The sequence below is a fragment of the Parapedobacter composti genome (genome assembly GCF_900112315.1).
Taxonomy (GTDB): domain Bacteria; phylum Bacteroidota; class Bacteroidia; order Sphingobacteriales; family Sphingobacteriaceae; genus Parapedobacter; species Parapedobacter composti.
The window spans coordinates 115,772-132,229 of the sequence record NZ_FOLL01000007.1 but is presented as its reverse complement, the minus strand read 5'-3'; the positions used below and the strand labels follow the sequence as shown (position 1 = coordinate 132,229).

Below are 16,458 nucleotides of genomic sequence, written 5' to 3'. Positions count from 1 at the left end.
GTTGGACTCATGCATAATCCACGAGGGCATCCTTGCTTTCCAATTCAGAATATCCCATCAAGTATTCGTCCACTTTCCGGGCGCATTCGCGCCCCTCGGAAATAGCCCATACGACGAGCGACTGGCCGCGCCGCATATCACCGGCAACGAAAATCCGGTCGGCCGACGATTTGTATTCGCCTTCCTTGGCACGTACATTGCCGCGTTCATCAAGCTCCACGCCCAGTTGCTGCAGCAGCCCATCGTGCTGCGGGTGCAAGAACCCCATAGCCAGCAATGCCAGTTCACAAGGAATCTCCCGTTCAGACCCCGCAACTTCGGTGAACTTCAACGGACGGCCCAGATGGTCGCATTCCCATTCGAGGTCGACTACGCGGGCAGCTTTGAGGTTGCCGTTCCCGTCGCCGATAAACTCTTTGGTGCTGATGCTCCAGAAGCGCTCACAACCTTCCTCGTGCGAAGTGGTCGTTTTGAGCAGCATCGGGTAGGTCGGCCAAGGCATGGCATCCGTGCGTGTTTTCGGCGGCTGTGGCATCAGTTCAAACTGCGTAACCGATTTGGCACCGTGGCGGTTGGAGGTGCCCACGCAGTCCGATCCAGTGTCGCCCCCGCCAATAACCAGTACATTTTTGCCGGTGGCCAGGATGTCTTCCTCTTCGAACGCCGAGTTGCCCACCCGCTTATTCTGCTGTTTCAAAAATTCCATGGCGAAGTGCACCCCTTTCAGTTCCCGTCCGGGGATATTAAGGTTGCGTGGAATCGTTGACCCTCCGGCCAATACCACGGCATCATATGCCTCGAGCTCGCTGGCAGGCACGTTTTTTCCTACCTCGGCATTACACCGGAAAATAACACCATCTTCTTCCATTACCTTGATCCGGCGGTCTATCACCCATTTTTCAAGCTTGAAATCCGGAATGCCGTAGCGCAGCAAACCTCCGGGTTTATCGTCACGTTCGTATACCGTCACTTCATGGCCCACTTTAATCAGTTGTGCTGCCGCAGCCAGACCAGCGGGGCCGCTGCCCACCACGGCTACGCGTTTTCCGGTTTTTAAGTGGGTGGGACGAGCCTTTACGTATTCACGTTTATAGGCAATTTCAATGATGTGTTTTTCAATCTCTTCAATGGCTACGGGAGATCGGTTGATGCCCAGTACACACGCCGACTCACAGGGTGCGGGGCATATCCTTCCTGTAAACTCGGGGAAGTTGTTGGTGGATGCCAGTATGCGATACGCTTCTTCCCATTTGCCGTCATATACCGCGTCATTGAATTCGGGGATGACATTGCCCAGCGGACAGCCCGAGTGGCAGAACGGTATGCCGCAGTTCATGCAGCGGGCCGCCTGTTTGTTTAGTTCGTCGTCACTGTAGGGTTGTACAAATTCGTTGTATGTTTTCTTCCGGTTCGCAACAGCGTCCTTCTGCGGAAGCATCCGCTCAAACTCCTTGAATCCTGTTGGTTTTCCCATCTTCTTGCTGTTTTATATCGTTGTTTAAGCTTCTACTAATTTTTTCCGCAGTACATTCTTGTACTCCCGGGGGAACACCTTGATGAAGCAGGTTTTTTCCGTTTTCCAGTTTTGCAGGATATCGGTGGCCCGTTTGCTTCCGGTAAGGTGAATGTGCCGTTTTAGCAGGGCAATGATTGCTGTTTCATCTTCAGCATCGAGCGGATCAAGATCGACCATCTCGGTGTTGCAGTTGTCCCGGAAGGTACCTTCTGCATCGTAAACCCACGCAATGCCACCGCTCATGCCGGCTGCAAAATTGCGGCCGGTAGCACCCAATATCAGGGCGCGTCCGCCGGTCATGTACTCACAGCCGTGGTCGCCTACGCCTTCCACCACGGCCGTTGCACCCGAGTTACGCACGGCGAAGCGTTCGCCCGCCTGCCCGCATACGAAAAGGTGGCCTGATGTTGCGCCATACAACGCAACGTTGCCGATGATGATGTTTTCATGTGCGATCCGGCTGCTTGATTCCGGTGGGTAGATGGCCAGCTGGGCACCGGAAAGTCCCTTGCCTACGTAATCATTGGCCTCTCCCTCAAGTTCAAACGAAAGGCCCTTCGCTGCAAAGGCACCGAAGCTCTGTCCGGCCGATCCGGTGAACTTATAGTTGATGGTGTTATCTGGCAGCCCTTCCGATCCATAGCGCTTAGATACTTCGTTGGACAGGAGCGTGCCGATGGTACGGTCGGTATTCTTCACATTGAACGTGCCGAAAACGGGGGTTTTGCTTTCCAATGCGGCGCGGGCTTGAGTTACCAGGCCCCAGTCCAATACCATGTCCAATCCATGATCCTGCGGTTGCGTCTGGTATAGCGTATCGCCATTGGTGCTATGCGCCACATAGAGGATGCCGGAAAGATCGAGTTTGTTTATTTTCCAATGGTCAATGTTTTCCCTTTTCTTTAAAAATTGCGCCCGGCCCACCATTTCATTGATGGTGCGGAATCCCAGTTCGGCCATGGTTTCACGCAATTCTTCTGCCAAGAACCGGAACAGGTTAACAATGTCTTCCGGTTTGCCGGTAAATAGCTTGCGGAGCTCCGGATCCTGGGTAGCTACACCCACAGGACAGGTATTCAGATGGCATTTGCGCATCATGATGCATCCCCCGGCAACGAGGGCAGCTGTAGCTACGCCCCATTCTTCGGCACCCAGAAGCGTTGCAATGGCCAGATCCCGGCCGGTTTTGAGCTGTCCATCAGTTTGCAGGACCACGCGGCTCCGTAAACCGTTCTTCACCAGTGTTTGGTGCGTTTCAGCCAAGCCGAGTTCCCAGGGTAATCCGGCGTGTTTGATGGAACTGATGGGCGAAGCGCCGGTTCCACCATCATACCCTGCAATCAGAATCACGTCTGCGTGAGCTTTGGCCACACCGGCGGCAATGGTGCCTACCCCGGCTTTGGATACCAGTTTCACGTTTATCCGAGCTTCACGGTTGGCATTTTTCAAGTCAAAAATAAGCTGGGCCAAATCCTCAATGGAATAGATGTCATGGTGTGGGGGAGGGGAAATCAGTCCCACGCCCGGTGTTGAATGCCGCACCTTGGCAATCCATTCGTCCACCTTATGACCGGGCAACTGCCCACCTTCGCCAGGTTTGGCTCCCTGTGCCATTTTTATTTGCAGTTCATCGGCTTGCGTAAGGTAGTTTGACGTTACGCCGAAACGGCCGGAAGCCACCTGCTTGATGGCCGATCGCATGGAGTCGCCATTGGGAAGCGGCTTATAACGGATTTCATCCTCACCACCTTCGCCGGTATTGCTCTTGCCGCCGATGCGGTTCATGGCAATGGCCAGCGTGCTATGTGCCTCATGCGAGATGGAGCCAAAAGACATAGCGCCTGTAGCGAAACGCTTCATGATATTTTCGGCGGGTTCCACTTCGCTGAGCGGGATAGGTGTCCGGTGCCGGGCGAAATCGAGCAGCCCGCGCAGCGTATAGCGGCGTTCATCTTGATTATTGATAAGTGAAGCGTATTTTTTATAAGTCTCATAGTCACCCGTGCGGCATGCCTGTTGCAAGAGGTGCACCGTCTGCGGGTTAAACAAATGCGCTTCGCCCCTCCGCTTCCATTGATAGATGCCGCCTTCCGGCAATAAATCTTTGGTGTTGCGGGAACTGGTGAACCCGCGGTTGTGTTTGCTCAGCACCTCCCGGGCGATATCGTCCAGATCCAGGCCGCCAATGCGGGAAACCGCGCCGCAGAAATACTTGTCTACCACGTCCTTGTTGATGCCGAGTACTTCAAATATTTGGGCGCCATGGTAAGACTGTAACGTGGAGATTCCCATCTTGGAGAAGATTTTGAGCAATCCGCCACATACGGCCTTCACGTAATTTTTGGCCAACTGCGGCCATGTCAGCTCCGTGTCCAAAACGCCCTGTTCTTTGAGCGTACGGATGGAGGCCAGCGCCATGTACGGGTTGATAGCCGTAGCACCGAAGGCCAGTAAGCATGCGAAGTGATGGACTTCCCATACATCGCCGCCTTCTACCACCAGACCCACGGCACCGCGGTGACCGGTTTTAATGAGGTGGTGGTGCACGGCCGATACCGCGAGTAGCGAGGGGATGGCTGCGTGTTGCGAATCAATGGCACGGTCAGAAAGGATGATCACCTCGAAACCGTCCCGCACCGCGTCTTCCGCATAACGGCAGAGGCGTTGCAGCCCGTCTTCAAGGGCGCCCGGCTCGCCGGAGGCGTTAAAATAGCATTGCAGCGTTTTCGCTTGGAATATGCCTGTATCGATGCTGCGCAATTTTTCCAGCTCGCGGCTGGTGAGTATAGGATGCTCCAGCGCCACGCAATGGCAATGCATCTTGTCTTCATCCAGTATATTGCCTGCATTGCCGATAAACGTGGCCAGACTCATCACCAGGCGCTCCCGGATGGGATCGATGGGCGGGTTGGTCACCTGAGCAAAAAATTGTTTGAAATAACTTGATAGGTGCTGCGGGTGATTGGAAAGCACGGCCAGCGGCACATCGGTACCCATGGAGCCCACAGGTTCCTTGCCGTCAAGGGCCATGGGAGTGATGATGCCTTCTACATCTTCCCGTGAATAGCCGAATATCTGTTGGTATTTAAAAACCGAATCTTTGGAGAGGTAGGTAAACGTCACCCGCGGTTCGGCCAGCTCTTCCATACGGATTTTATACTGGTTCAGCCAGTCGCCATAAGGTTGTTTGCGGGCGAGTTCGTTCTTCACCTGCTCGTCCGATAAAATTTCACCCTTTTCCATGTCGATGAGCAGGATTTTACCCGGCTGCTGGCGGCCCTTTTTGATGATCAGGCTTTCATCCACGGGTAAGGCCCCCGCCTCGGACGCCACGATGATACGGTCGTCAGATGTCACGGCGAAGCGCAGCGGCCGCAGACCGTTACGGTCGAGCATGGCACCAATGGTTGTGCCGTCGGTGAAGCAGAGCGCCGCCGGGCCATCCCAGGGTTCCATTAATGTTGCGTGGTATTCGTAGAACGCTTTTTTCAGCGGATCCATCTGGGTGTTGCCATCCCATGCTTCGGGAACCATCATCAGCATGACGTGTGCAATGCTCCGCCCGCTGTGGAGCAACAGTTCAGCCACGTTATCCAAACACGCCGAGTCGGACTGGTGCCCGTCCACCACGGGCAATAATATCTGCAGTTCTTCTTCCGTGAAATACGGCGAAGACAATGATCGCAATCCTGCATAGAACCAGTTAAGATTTCCCGTCAGTGTATTGATTTCACCGTTGTGTGCCAGCATGCGGAAAGGTTGTGCCAACTGCCATGACGGAAACGTATTGGTAGAGAAACGGGAATGCACCAGGCCGAAAGCCGATACAACCCGTTCGTCCGCAAGGTCAGGGAAATAAGTACCTACCTGATACGTGGTCAGCTGGCCTTTATATACAATGACTTTGCAGGATAACGAGGCGATATACAGTTCGTCGGCAAATTCGCTGGTTTCCCGTACCATTTTGGCGATCAGCCGCCGCAGCACAAATAGTTTACGTTCAAAATCCGTCGTATTGGTCACGCCCGCCGGGCGCGACACAAAGAACTGTACGATTTCCGGCTCCACCCCCAATGCGGTGCTGCCGATGCCTTCCGGGTTAACCGGCACACGCCTGAAGCCCAGGAATTTCATTCCACGGTCTTCCGTTGCCTGCTGGATAATCTCGCGGCAACGTTTATTGGCTTCTGCCTTTTTCGGCAAAAAGGCCATGCCCGTGCCGTAATATCCCGGTTCGCTGAGCTGTATGCCCAATGCGATGCATTCTTCCCAAAGGAACTCATGGGGTAATTGGAGCATAATCCCCGCGCCGTCTCCACTCTCCGGATCACAACCGCAGGCGCCGCGGTGTTCCATGTTTTCCAGCATGGTGAGTGCGTCTCTGACCTGCCGGTGCGTTTTATTGCCCTTGATGTTGGCTATAAAGCCTACGCCACATGCATCGCGTTCAAAATCAGCTTGATAAAGCCCCTCCTGTTGTCTCAATATAGCAGTCATTCTATTTAGTTAGCTGTATTCAATTTGCTAAATTAGTAATAATTTCTGGTTTGATTAATTTTTTTTCAAATTTTTATTTCTTTTGTTGATAATTAACTATTATATAGATTTATTTTTGATAAATTGATAATAAACAACCGGCTGGGTTGCCGACTTTATAAATACACCTCTTTTCTTGTATCCGTAGGTAGTTCATTAAAAAACATTAATTTCGGGGCCGAAAACATTAAAGAATATGAAAATCACCCACACCGAGATTTACCGTTTCAGCATCCCGATGGAGCCGTTTGTGATAGCCACGGGGACCATGGATTACGCACAGAACATGCTTGTCCGTATACACACCGATACCGGGATTTATGGTGTGGGCGAATGTTCCGCGTTCCCGATGATTGTGGGCGAAACGCAGGACACCTGTTTGGCCGTTGCCCGTGATTTTGCCCGGCTTTGGAAAGGTAAGGACCCGCTGGCCATTGATGAACGGCTTGCCGAACTTGACACCTTCATCGCCCGGAACGCCACGGCTAAAAGCGCCTTTGATATTGCGTTGCACGACCTGGCGGCCAAGCACGCCAGTGTGCCGCTCTATAAATACCTTGGCGGCGCCGTTCGCGATATTGTTACCGATATTACGGTGGGGATTGGCACGCCGGAGGAAATGGCTGCCAAGGCTTTGGCATACCGCGAGCGGGGTGCAACGATGGTCAAGGTAAAGCTGGGCAAGGCCCCCGAATCTGATGTCGCCCGCATCAAGGCCATCCGTGACGCCGTAGGTTCAGACCTCCTTATCCGCATCGATGCCAATCAGGGCTGGGATTACGACGCCGCCGTGGCGGCCCTGCGGGGGTTGGAGCCATTTGGCATCCAGTTCTGTGAACAGCCCATGCGCAGCTATAACGACCACTTGCTTCCGCAGCTCCGCCAAGAGACCACCATTCCGCTTATGGCCGATGAAAGCTGCTATGACCATCGCGATGCCGCCCGGTTGGCATCGCAGGGTGCCTGTGATTCCATCAATATCAAATTTTCCAAATCCGGCGGCATCGCTGAAGCCCTTCGCATCCAGCAAACCGCGGCGGAATACGGCATTCCCTGCATGATTGGCGGCATGCTGGAAACCCGTCTTGCCCTGTCGGCCAAAGCCCATTTTGCATACGCGGCACCCAATGTGCAATTTTTTGACCTGGATACCTGTATGATTGGGCATCGGGCAGACCCCGTGGTTGGCGGTGTACGGTACGAAGGGTTCCACCTTTCCTTGCCTTATACCTCTGGCATCGGCGCTGATGCTGATGAGGCTTTCTTGCAGACCTGCGAACGCTGGGAGGTATAACCACTTCCAACTTCCTGTGGAAAACGTTACCTTTGTAAGCGAAACCAAGCACAGAAAAAGAGATGAGCAAAACAAGAGGTCCTATTTCCCAGTTTATCGAAAAGAACTACCTGCACTTCAACGCTGCCGCCCTGGTGGATGCAGCAAAGGGCTATGAGACCCACCTCGATGCCGGAGGAAAAATGATGATTACGCTGGCCGGAGCCATGAGTACAGCCGAGCTGGGCATTTCGCTGGCCGAGATGATCCGTCAGGATAAAGTGGCTATCATCAGTTGTACGGGAGCTAACCTCGAAGAAGATATCATGAACCTGGTTGCACATTCGCATTACAAGCGGGTGCCGAATTACCGCGATCTGAGTCCGCAGGATGAGTGGGAGTTGCTGGAAAACCATTATAACCGGGTTACGGACACCTGTATTCCGGAAGAAGAAGCGTTCCGCCGCATTCAGCAACATATATATAAGATATGGAAAGAAGCAGAAGACGCCGGTGAGCGTTATTTCCCGCACGAATACATGTACAAAATGCTCAATAGTGGTGTGCTGGAACAGTATTACGAAATTGACCCTAAAAATTCCTGGATGCTGGCCGCAGCGGAGAAGAATCTTCCCATCGTGGTACCTGGCTGGGAAGACAGCACCATGGGCAACATCTTTGCCTCGTATGTCATCAAGGGAGAGCTGAAAGCATCGACCATGAAAAGCGGTATTGAATACATGACTTACCTTGCGGATTGGTACGTTAAGAATTCCGAAGGGAAAGGCGTGGGCTTCTTCCAGATTGGCGGCGGCATCGCGGGCGACTTCCCCATCTGTGTGGTACCCATGCTTTATCAGGACATGGAGATGGAAAACATTCCGTTTTGGAGCTATTTCTGCCAGATTTCGGATTCCACCACCTCTTATGGTTCTTATTCCGGAGCCGTGCCGAATGAGAAAATCACCTGGGGGAAACTGGATATTCATACCCCTAAATTCATTGTTGAATCGGATGCCACCATCGTGGCGCCGTTGATATTCGCCTGGGTATTGGGACAATAGCATGGCCATGTCGAGCATCCAGACCACCGACCCTGCAGCGCTGCGCTACCTGATGACGGAGACGCTCTTCGGTATAAGCGAAGAAGCCCCGGTGAAGGAAACCGGTGATGGATTAGCCGTTGCTCCGGTTGCACCGGCGGCGGAAGCTGTGGCGCCGAAGTTTCCGTTTTATGGCAAAAACGGGCGGAACTACCTGTTTTTGGCCAGCGAACCGCAGCACGAATGGCTGTCTTCACCGGCGCTGGACGCGTTGGCGAAGACACTGGCTGCCTTGAAACTGACGGTGGATGATATTGCGTTAGTGAACCTCGGCAGGCTTTCCACGTCTCCAAAGCAAGACGATATTTTCACCTTTTTCAGTCCGAGAATCATGGTTTCGCTCGGCGTGCCGTTGCCTTGGGAGGGGTTGGGGACCCCTGCCCCCAACACCGTGCTGACCTATCACGGCATTACGGTTTTCCACACCTTCTCGTTTGATGAAATGCTGGCCGATGCCGAAAAGAAGCGGCTGTTTTGGAGCACTGTAAAAACATTACTGATATGATTGAATTGGTCTTTGCCACCAATAACGCGCATAAACTTGAGGAAGTGCAGGCAATGGTAGGCGATAATATCCGTCTGCTTACCCTTGCCGATATTGGCTGCACGGAAGATATCCCGGAAACCGGCGATACGTTTGAGGCGAACGCCTCCCAGAAAAGCGCCTACCTTAAAGAACGGTATGGATACGATTGTTTCGCCGATGATTCGGGCTTGGAGGTTGAGGCACTCAACAACGAGCCGGGGGTCTATTCTGCGCGTTACTCCGGCACGCGCGACATGGAGAAGAATATCGATTTGCTACTTAGCAAGCTGGGCAACCATCCCAACCGGAAAGCCCGTTTCCGTACGGTCATTTCCCTGCGGCTGGGCCGGGAGGAATTCCTTTTTGAGGGGGCTGTAGAAGGGGTTATCGGTTACGGAAGGCAGGGCACGGGTGGTTTCGGTTACGACCCCTTGTTCACGCCGAACGGGTATGACCAAACGTTCGCCGAAATGACCGCAGCCGAAAAAAACGCCATCAGCCACCGCGCTATTGCGGTGGAGAAGCTAACAGCTTTTTTGAAAGTCAGGTACCAAGCCGGATAGGGGGTACAAAAACGCAGGCCGCAATCAGCGGACCATGGTCCGGAACGTAAGGTTTATCCGAGGCTGTGTCACCCGTTTAGTGGGCGGCAGGCGGTGGAGCCAATAGGTTTGCGTGGTGCCCTTCATGACCAACAGGCTGCCGTGGGGCAGCATAACCGATACCGTTTCTTTCGTTTGTTTATGGCGGAAGGCAAATTTGCGTGTTGCGCCCAGGCTCAGCGAGGCAATCGCTCCATCTTTCTTCAGGTCTTTTTCATCGTCGCTGTGCCAGGCCATGCCTTCATTACCCGTGGGGTAGAGGTTCAGCAGGCAGGAATTGAACCGTTCGCCGGTGTACTGCATTACCCGCGCGCGCAGCTCCAGTAACTCGGGAATCCATTCCAGCGCCCGTTTGCTGATGTTGGAATACCTGTATTCGTAAGGTTCATCGGCATACCAAGCTACTTTTCTTTTTGTAATGTAATGTTTGCCGAAGATGAAGGCCTCGTCTGGCCTCCACGGGACGATCGCCAGCAGCCGTTGCAAGTAGTGGCTGGCTTCCGGTAGCGGCAGTATACTCCCGTAGTAATTTACAATGCCATCTTTGGGCAAAACATTGACGGTGCTATCTGCTTCGTCATTAAATAAGTCCATCCGCGAATTTAATGAAATTCGGAGTTTGTTGCTGCGTTAAACGTTTTAGTAACTTTTTTTTAGTTGGGATTAATGTCTTATATTTCCGCTATGAAAATTGCCACTCAGCGTTAGCGGAGAGACTTGCAGCTTTATCTAAGTTTGGAACGTAAACAACATATAGGACAACCAAATAAACGAAACGAATGATTTCCTATCAGATTAAGGAAAATCCGGAGCTATATGACGCCATTGTTGTGGGCTCCGGTGCCGGGGGCGGCATGGCGGGTTATGTGCTTGCCAACGCCGGCTTAAAGGTGTTGATGCTGGAGGCGGGCCCCTTCTTTGACCCTGCGAAGGATGCCATGCAACTGCGGTGGCCGTGGGAGTCGCCCCGCCGCGGTGCCGGTACGGTGCGCCCTTTCGGCGATTTTGATGCCGCCTATGGCGGGTGGGAGCTGGAGGGCGAGCCGTATACCCGTGCTGCGGGCACCGCATTTGAATGGTTCAGGGCACGGATGCTGGGCGGGCGCACCAATCATTGGGGGCGCATCTCGCTGCGGATGGGGCCCGATGACTTTAAGCCGAAAGACGGGGTAACCGACGCTTGGCCCATTACCTATGAAGAAGTAAAACCCTACTATGATCGTGTAGATCGGATGATTGGCATCTATGGCACCGTGGAGGGGTTGCCCAATGAACCGGACGGTATTTTCTTAAAACCACCTAAACCCCGGCTGAATGAGCTGTATATCAAACGCGGTGCGCAGAAAGCGGGGGTGCCGGTTATCCCGGGGAGGGGTTCGGTGCTGACCGAAGCACTGCCGGGCGTGGAGGGACGGGGCACCTGTTTCTTTTGCGGGCAGTGTGGCCGGGGATGCCGGGTATACGGTGATTTTTCTTCTTCGTCGTGCTTGGTGATGCCCGCGATGCGTACAGGCAACCTGGAGCTGATTGACCATGCGATGGTCCGTGAAGTGCTTACCAATGATGAAGGACTGGCTACGGGTGTTTCCTATGTGAACACGCGGGACCTGCAGGAGTATACCGTGAGAGGCAAAATAGTGGTGCTGGGCGCCAGTGCATGTGAAAGTGCGCGCCTGATGCTCAATTCGAAATCGGCCGTGCATCCCGGCGGCTTGGGCAATAGCAGCGGCTTGGTGGGGCGTTACCTTCACGACTCCACGGGAGCAAGCGCGGGAGGTTTTTTGCCCCAGTTGCTTGACAGAAAGCGGTATAACGAAGACGGCGTGGGAAGTGTGCACATTTACTCGCCTTGGTGGTTAGGCAACCGTAAACTCAGTTTCCCGCGCGGCTACCATATTGAGTACGGTGGCGGCCTCCACATGCCGTCTTACGGCTTTCTGGACTGGGTGCCACGCGTTAACCACCTGGTGCCCACTAAAGACGGACAGTCGCGGGAGCAGGGCGGCTATGGGGCTTCGCTGAAGGACGATTACCGGCGCTTCTATGGTGCCAGCGTCGGCATGGCTGGCCGCGGTACCGCCCTGGCGAGCTACGACAATTACTGTGAAATAGACCCGGCAAGGGTAGATAAATATGGAATTCCGGTACTGCGTTTCCATTATAAGTGGGCCAACGAAGAGGTGGAGCAGGCCAAGCACATGCAGGAGACCTTCAGGGAAATCCTGCATGGGATGGGAGCCATTGCCACTTCCCCGATGCCGGGACCTGAAACGCTGTATGGGCTGGAAGCCCCCGGCAAAATCATCCACGAAGGGGGCACCACGCGCATGGGCGATGACCCCAAAAAGTCGGTACTTAACCGCTGGTGCCAGTCGCACGACTGCCGCAATTTATTTGTAGTAGATGCCGGACCTTTTGTCCAGCAGGGCGACAAGAACCTGACATGGACCATCCTGGCACTGTCCATGCGCACAGCCGAATACATCCTTCAGCAACGGAATAAGCTCAATGTTTAACGAAACAACCAGTTAAGGACATGAATAGGAGAGACTCGATAAAGGCGTTAGGGCTGGCAGCGGCTGGCAGCACCCTATTGGCTGTGGACGCATGCAGGCCCAGCCCGGAAGCAAAGAAAGCTATCAATGAGCGGGAAAAGCTGCCCGGTGTCACAGATACCGAACACGAACGGAACAGCCGTCTGGACAGTGAACAGTTTTTTACCGCACATGAGCTAAAGACCATTTCGGTACTTGCAGCTATCATCATCCCGGCCGACGAGGTGTCAGGCAGCGCCGCAGATGCGGGCGTGCCGGAGTTCATTGAATTTATGGCCAAAGACATCCCGGGATACCAAACGCCCCTGCGTGGCGGATTGAAATGGCTGGATGTGCAGAGCCAGCGGCGGTATGGCGCCGTGTTTGCCGAATGTGAAGAGCAAGAGCAACTGGCGCTGGTGGACGAGATTGCCTACCCCGCCAAAGCCAAACCCGGAATGGAACCCGGTGTCGCATTTTTCAGCCTCATGCGTAACCTCACGGCCTCCGGGTTCTTTACCAGCGAAATGGGGGTAAAAGACATCGGTTATGTGGGCAACCGCCCCGGTGTGTGGGATGGCGTGCCGCAGGACGTATTGCAGGCACATGGGTTTAAGGACGGCTGGGGTTAACGAAGCTTCAACAGGATGGCAGAACACCGTAAAATCATTCACATCGATATGGATGCATTTTACGCCTCGGTAGAGCAGCGCGATTTCCCAGAATACCGCGGCAAGCCGCTGGTTGTGGGTGGCCCGCCCGAGGGGCGCGGCGGCGTGGTAGCCACGGCAAGCTATGAGGCCCGTAAGTACGGGATACGGTCGGCCATGCCCTCGCGGACCGCGCAGCGGCTTTGCCCAGCAGCGATATTCGTTTACCCACGTTTTGACGCATACAAAGCCGTGTCCCGCCAAATCCGCGAAATCTTCCGCCGCTATACCGATATTATCGAGCCCCTTTCGCTTGATGAAGCTTATCTTGACGTTACGCATGACAAGCAGGGGATAGGTTCGGCCATCTCTATTGCCAAGCACATTAAGCAGGCCATCCGCGACGAACTGCAACTTACCGCATCGGCAGGCGTTTCCGTCAACAAATTTGTAGCCAAGATTGCATCCGACATGAATAAGCCTGATGGACTTACCTTTATCGGGCCATCAAAAATTGAGGCTTTTATGGAACAATTGCCCGTGGAGAAGTTCTTCGGTGTCGGTAAGGTCACGGCAGCAAAGATGAAATCCATGGGGTTCCACACCGGGGCCGACCTCAAGGAGCTGTCAGAAGCGGCCATGGTGCAGCGTTTCGGCAAGACGGGGAAGTTCTATTACCAGATTGTAAGGGGGATAGACCGCCGCGAAGTGCAGCCACACCGCGCCGCCAAATCATTGAGTGTTGAGGACACTTATCAAGAAGATCTCACCATGCCCGAAGAAATGCGCGGTGAACTTGGAAAACTGGTCGTTAGGTTAGTTTCCCGGCTGCGCAAAGCCCAACTACGCGGACGTACGGTCACTGTCAAATTCAAGTTCCATGATTTCACCATCATCACCCGTAGCCAATCATTTCCTGAACCGATTAATGAAGAGCAGCGCTTGCTGCATGCGGCCATGCAGATTCTTGAAAGAACCGACCTGAGCGGCAAGCGCGTCCGTCTGCTCGGTGTGGGGGTTTCCAATATGGAAACCCCCGCGGCAGTGCAGGATATTGCATCAGGGGCGAGGGATGTGCAACTGAAGCTGTTTTAAGCGACTAAAGAATCAATATCAATACCAGAATGATGATGATGATGGCACCCACAGAAAGATAAACACCGCCCGATCCCATGGCCCTGGCCTGTTTGTTCATTTCCCGGAGTTCTTTTTTCAGCGCCCGGCGTTCCGTTTTGCTGAGCTCAGACTTGTCCATGGCTTTGATTTCGGCCACCCGGGCCCGCATTTCTTCCAGTTTAGCGGCTACCTCTTCTTCGGTCAGCTCCGTCTTCTTTCTGGGGCCTTCATCGGTTCCCTTGGCAGCTACCGGCGATGTAAATGTGAATGCCAGTGCTGTTACTGTCAATAACGCATAGATTTTTGCCTTCATATTTCGCTGTTTTAACGTGTATGCAAATCGTTAACAACGGATGAGGCAAATTGTTTTCGGTTGGCCCAAAATAGCGGGGGTTTTGCCCGTTAAACCGTACTGCAATGCGGCGGAACCATTCGATTTCAGCGTCACACGATTTTTTTATTTTTCCATGATATCGTAGAAGTTCTTGATGAATTCAATTTCATTGCCTATCTTAGTCTCAGGTTTAGGTTGAAAGCCCCTGAATCCCCAAAAGGGGCGCGTCTTTTCATGAGAAGATGTTTAACCCCGGTCCGTTGCTTACTACAATAAAGGACCGGGGTTATTTTTTTGATATTTGTCATTGAAGAGTTAGCTGAATACTTGTTGTTGCTTGTATATATAGGTTAACCTAGCTAAGTTTGTTTGTTGAAAGGCTTAAGATGTCGTTGTATGACGTAAATGAGGAGAAAATATTAGTGGATAAGCTGAAATTAGGTGATGAATCGGCGTTTTCAGCAATTTATTCCTTGTTGTCCCCTGGTTTAATCCGTTATGTTTTCAAGAAACTGGGAGATTTAGATGGCTCAAGAGATATTGTCCATGATATTTTTACAAAACTTTGGGATTCCCGCACCACGCTGGAAATCCAGTCGTCGCTTTCGGCCTATTTGTATCGGCAGGCGTTGAACCGCTGCCTAAATGTTTTCCGCCACCAAAAAGTAACTGAAGCACACCTCCATTCCCTCCTCGATTTTATGGAAACAGCCCCCAAAAGCGCAGACAGTAAAATCCTGGACGCGGAGTTCAACGCCATCATCGCAAAAGAAGTTGGGGCGCTCCCGCCGAAAATGCGTGAGGCTATCGAATTGAGGTTGCACCATGGTTTTTCCAATAAAGAGATTTCCCAGCAAATGGAGATCTCCGAACATACCGTTGCAACGCACATGAAGCGCGCATTGCGGATTTTGCGGAGTAAAATAAGGTTTACCGTCCTTATCTTATACCTTTTCCTGTTTGCTGCGGGCTAAAAGCGGTTATTTCCCGGGAATATAATTTTTTTTATTTTGGAGTACCCAGTTTTTATCGTTCAGGTGTCTTAACCTTAACTAACTGCCAAAGTTAACTGAGACTGGATGGAACCCAAGCGTATAGAAGAAGCAAGACAGCTTTTGGATAAATTCCGGAATGGGCGTATTTCTCCTGAAGAAGAAATACTGCTATATAGATGGTTTCATCAATACCGTTCGGATATATCTGTCGACTCGTTTGACAGCGAGTTGGCTGCGCTTGAGGAACGCTTAGGGGATCAACTGGAAACCTATGTTCAAGGATCAATCCGGCGGCAACGACGCGTTGCACCAGCATGGTATTGGGCTGCTGCCAGCGTGGTTTTGGCCTTTGTGGCTGTTGCCCTGTATTTTGTTGCCGGACCTTACGTGAGCGCCGAGAAACTTGTACAGCACGATCACGCTCCAGGCGGCAATAAGGCGGTGTTAGTACTGGAAAACGGTAGGCAGGTGCCGTTAGGCGACGGCTATGAAGGCAATATCATCAACCATAACAATTATGAAATTAGGCAGACCGCAGACAGTGGCCTCGTTTACCAAATCGGTAAGACCAGTGATGCCAAATATACAAATGATGGTGACGCGCCAAGTCCAACCAATACGCTGCTGACTCCACGGGGTGGCCAATACAAGCTTACATTACCCGATGGTACGTTGGTTTGGCTCAATTCGGATTCTCGCATTACCTATCCCGTTCGTTTTGATGATGTGCGGGAGGTAACGGTCGTTGGTGAAGCCTATTTTGATGTAACGCGGGATGAGAATCGGCCGTTTAGGGTGCATGTTGGGGAGCAATTGGTAGAAGTTTTGGGTACGGAGTTCAATGTGAATGCTTATCCGGGAGGTAGAAGCACCAAAACTGTATTGGTGTCAGGTTCAGTGAATGTGAGTTTGGCCCGTAATCCCGCGGGTAAGGTGACCCTGAAACCGGGAGAGTTTGCTCAGGTCGAACCTGATGTGCCAAATGTGATTGGCAGGGGCAATGCCGATTTAGCCAAAGCCACGGCGTGGCGAAACGGCGATTTTTATTTCGACGGCGAAACGCTGCCCGAAATCATGGATGTTATCGCCCGATGGTACGACGTGGAAGTTGTCTATCAAACCGATCTGGCCAATAAGGGGACATTCGGCGGGATGATATCCCGCAGCAGGAAACTTTCTGCCGTGCTGCAGATGCTGGAGTCTACCGGTAAAATCAAATTCAAGATAACAGAAAAGGAGGTAGTTGTTATGGATTGAAACTATACATATCTAT

Annotated in this window: 13 protein-coding genes; 9 read left to right on the top strand and 4 right to left on the bottom strand. The window is 52.7% G+C overall.

The window, feature by feature from the left end; translation table 11 throughout:
- Positions 1-7: 7 nt before the first annotated feature.
- Together BM030_RS09575 and gltB are read right to left on the bottom strand one after the other, a co-directional pair.
- Positions 8-1,474, bottom strand: coding sequence for a glutamate synthase subunit beta (locus tag BM030_RS09575; RefSeq protein ID WP_090973369.1), 1,467 nt, complete (start codon positions 1,472-1,474; stop codon positions 8-10).
- Between the two features lie 24 nt (positions 1,475-1,498).
- Positions 1,499-6,013: a glutamate synthase large subunit gene (gene gltB, locus BM030_RS09570; protein WP_090973368.1), complete on the bottom strand. Its 4,515-nt coding sequence runs from the start codon at positions 6,011-6,013 to the stop codon at positions 1,499-1,501.
- Between the two features lie 235 nt (positions 6,014-6,248).
- Here gltB and BM030_RS09565 point away from each other — a divergent pair, with 235 nt between their 5' ends.
- From BM030_RS09565 to BM030_RS09550, 4 genes are all read left to right on the top strand, one after another.
- Positions 6,249-7,346, top strand: a complete 1,098-nt coding sequence (locus BM030_RS09565) for a mandelate racemase/muconate lactonizing enzyme family protein (RefSeq protein ID WP_090973367.1) — start codon at positions 6,249-6,251, stop codon at positions 7,344-7,346.
- 62 nt (positions 7,347-7,408) lie between these two features.
- Positions 7,409-8,389: a deoxyhypusine synthase family protein gene (locus BM030_RS09560; RefSeq protein ID WP_090973366.1), complete on the top strand. Its 981-nt coding sequence runs from the start codon at positions 7,409-7,411 to the stop codon at positions 8,387-8,389.
- Between the two features lies 1 nt (position 8,390).
- Complete coding sequence (locus tag BM030_RS09555) at positions 8,391-8,933, top strand: hypothetical protein (RefSeq protein WP_090973365.1); 543 nt, start codon at positions 8,391-8,393, stop codon at positions 8,931-8,933.
- Positions 8,930-9,517, top strand: a complete 588-nt coding sequence (locus BM030_RS09550; RefSeq protein WP_090973364.1) for a non-canonical purine NTP diphosphatase — start codon at positions 8,930-8,932, stop codon at positions 9,515-9,517. Before BM030_RS09555 ends, BM030_RS09550 begins: the two co-directional genes overlap by 4 nt.
- A gap of 24 nt (positions 9,518-9,541) precedes the next feature.
- Here the strand turns inward: BM030_RS09550 and BM030_RS09545 are convergent, their stop codons facing one another.
- The gene (locus BM030_RS09545) at positions 9,542-10,150 is read right to left on the bottom strand and encodes an alpha-ketoglutarate-dependent dioxygenase AlkB family protein (protein ID WP_090973363.1); all 609 of its coding nucleotides are present in this window, start codon (positions 10,148-10,150) and stop codon (positions 9,542-9,544) included.
- A 185-nt stretch (positions 10,151-10,335) separates the two neighbouring features.
- On the opposite strand from BM030_RS09545, the gene BM030_RS09540 reads away from it, so the two are divergent.
- From BM030_RS09540 to dinB, 3 genes are read left to right on the top strand one after another with little or no spacing between them, the layout of a single operon-like run.
- Positions 10,336-12,072 (top strand): GMC family oxidoreductase, encoded by a 1,737-nt coding sequence (locus BM030_RS09540; protein ID WP_090973362.1) that lies wholly within the window; start codon positions 10,336-10,338, stop codon positions 12,070-12,072.
- A gap of 20 nt (positions 12,073-12,092) precedes the next feature.
- Positions 12,093-12,722 (top strand): gluconate 2-dehydrogenase subunit 3 family protein, encoded by a 630-nt coding sequence (locus BM030_RS09535; RefSeq protein WP_090973361.1) that lies wholly within the window; start codon positions 12,093-12,095, stop codon positions 12,720-12,722.
- 15 nt (positions 12,723-12,737) lie between these two features.
- The gene (gene dinB / locus BM030_RS09530; RefSeq protein ID WP_090973360.1) at positions 12,738-13,835 is read left to right on the top strand and encodes a DNA polymerase IV; all 1,098 of its coding nucleotides are present in this window, start codon (positions 12,738-12,740) and stop codon (positions 13,833-13,835) included.
- 4 nt (positions 13,836-13,839) lie between these two features.
- Here the strand turns inward: dinB and BM030_RS09525 are convergent, their stop codons facing one another.
- Positions 13,840-14,169, bottom strand: a complete 330-nt coding sequence (locus BM030_RS09525; protein ID WP_090973359.1) for a hypothetical protein — start codon at positions 14,167-14,169, stop codon at positions 13,840-13,842.
- 386 nt (positions 14,170-14,555) lie between these two features.
- Between BM030_RS09525 and BM030_RS09520 the strand changes: the two genes are divergently transcribed.
- Entirely contained in the window at positions 14,556-15,164 is a 609-nt protein-coding gene (locus tag BM030_RS09520) for an RNA polymerase sigma factor (RefSeq protein ID WP_211657566.1), read from the top strand.
- Positions 15,165-15,269: 105 nt separating this feature from the next.
- Positions 15,270-16,442 (top strand): FecR family protein, encoded by a 1,173-nt coding sequence (locus BM030_RS09515; RefSeq protein WP_090973357.1) that lies wholly within the window; start codon positions 15,270-15,272, stop codon positions 16,440-16,442.
- The last annotated feature ends 16 nt before the right edge of the window (positions 16,443-16,458 follow it).

What these genes read in the sequence shown, in the direction of transcription:
- BM030_RS09565 (WP_090973367.1), top strand. Translation starts at nt 6,249, where the DNA reads ATGAAAATCACCCACACCGAGATTTACCGTTTCAGCATCCCGATGGAG.
- BM030_RS09525 (WP_090973359.1), bottom strand. Translation starts at nt 14,169, where the DNA reads ATGAAGGCAAAAATCTATGCGTTATTGACAGTAACAGCACTGGCATTC.
- BM030_RS09560 (WP_090973366.1), top strand. Translation starts at nt 7,409, where the DNA reads ATGAGCAAAACAAGAGGTCCTATTTCCCAGTTTATCGAAAAGAACTAC.
- BM030_RS09515 (WP_090973357.1), top strand. Translation starts at nt 15,270, where the DNA reads ATGGAACCCAAGCGTATAGAAGAAGCAAGACAGCTTTTGGATAAATTC.
- BM030_RS09555 (WP_090973365.1), top strand. Translation starts at nt 8,391, where the DNA reads ATGGCCATGTCGAGCATCCAGACCACCGACCCTGCAGCGCTGCGCTAC.
- BM030_RS09535 (WP_090973361.1), top strand. Translation starts at nt 12,093, where the DNA reads ATGAATAGGAGAGACTCGATAAAGGCGTTAGGGCTGGCAGCGGCTGGC.
- BM030_RS09540 (WP_090973362.1), top strand. Translation starts at nt 10,336, where the DNA reads ATGATTTCCTATCAGATTAAGGAAAATCCGGAGCTATATGACGCCATT.
- BM030_RS09550 (WP_090973364.1), top strand. Translation starts at nt 8,930, where the DNA reads ATGATTGAATTGGTCTTTGCCACCAATAACGCGCATAAACTTGAGGAA.
- BM030_RS09575 (WP_090973369.1), bottom strand. Translation starts at nt 1,474, where the DNA reads ATGGGAAAACCAACAGGATTCAAGGAGTTTGAGCGGATGCTTCCGCAG.
- gltB (WP_090973368.1), bottom strand. Translation starts at nt 6,013, where the DNA reads ATGACTGCTATATTGAGACAACAGGAGGGGCTTTATCAAGCTGATTTT.
- dinB (WP_090973360.1), top strand. Translation starts at nt 12,738, where the DNA reads ATGGCAGAACACCGTAAAATCATTCACATCGATATGGATGCATTTTAC.
- BM030_RS09545 (WP_090973363.1), bottom strand. Translation starts at nt 10,150, where the DNA reads ATGGACTTATTTAATGACGAAGCAGATAGCACCGTCAATGTTTTGCCC.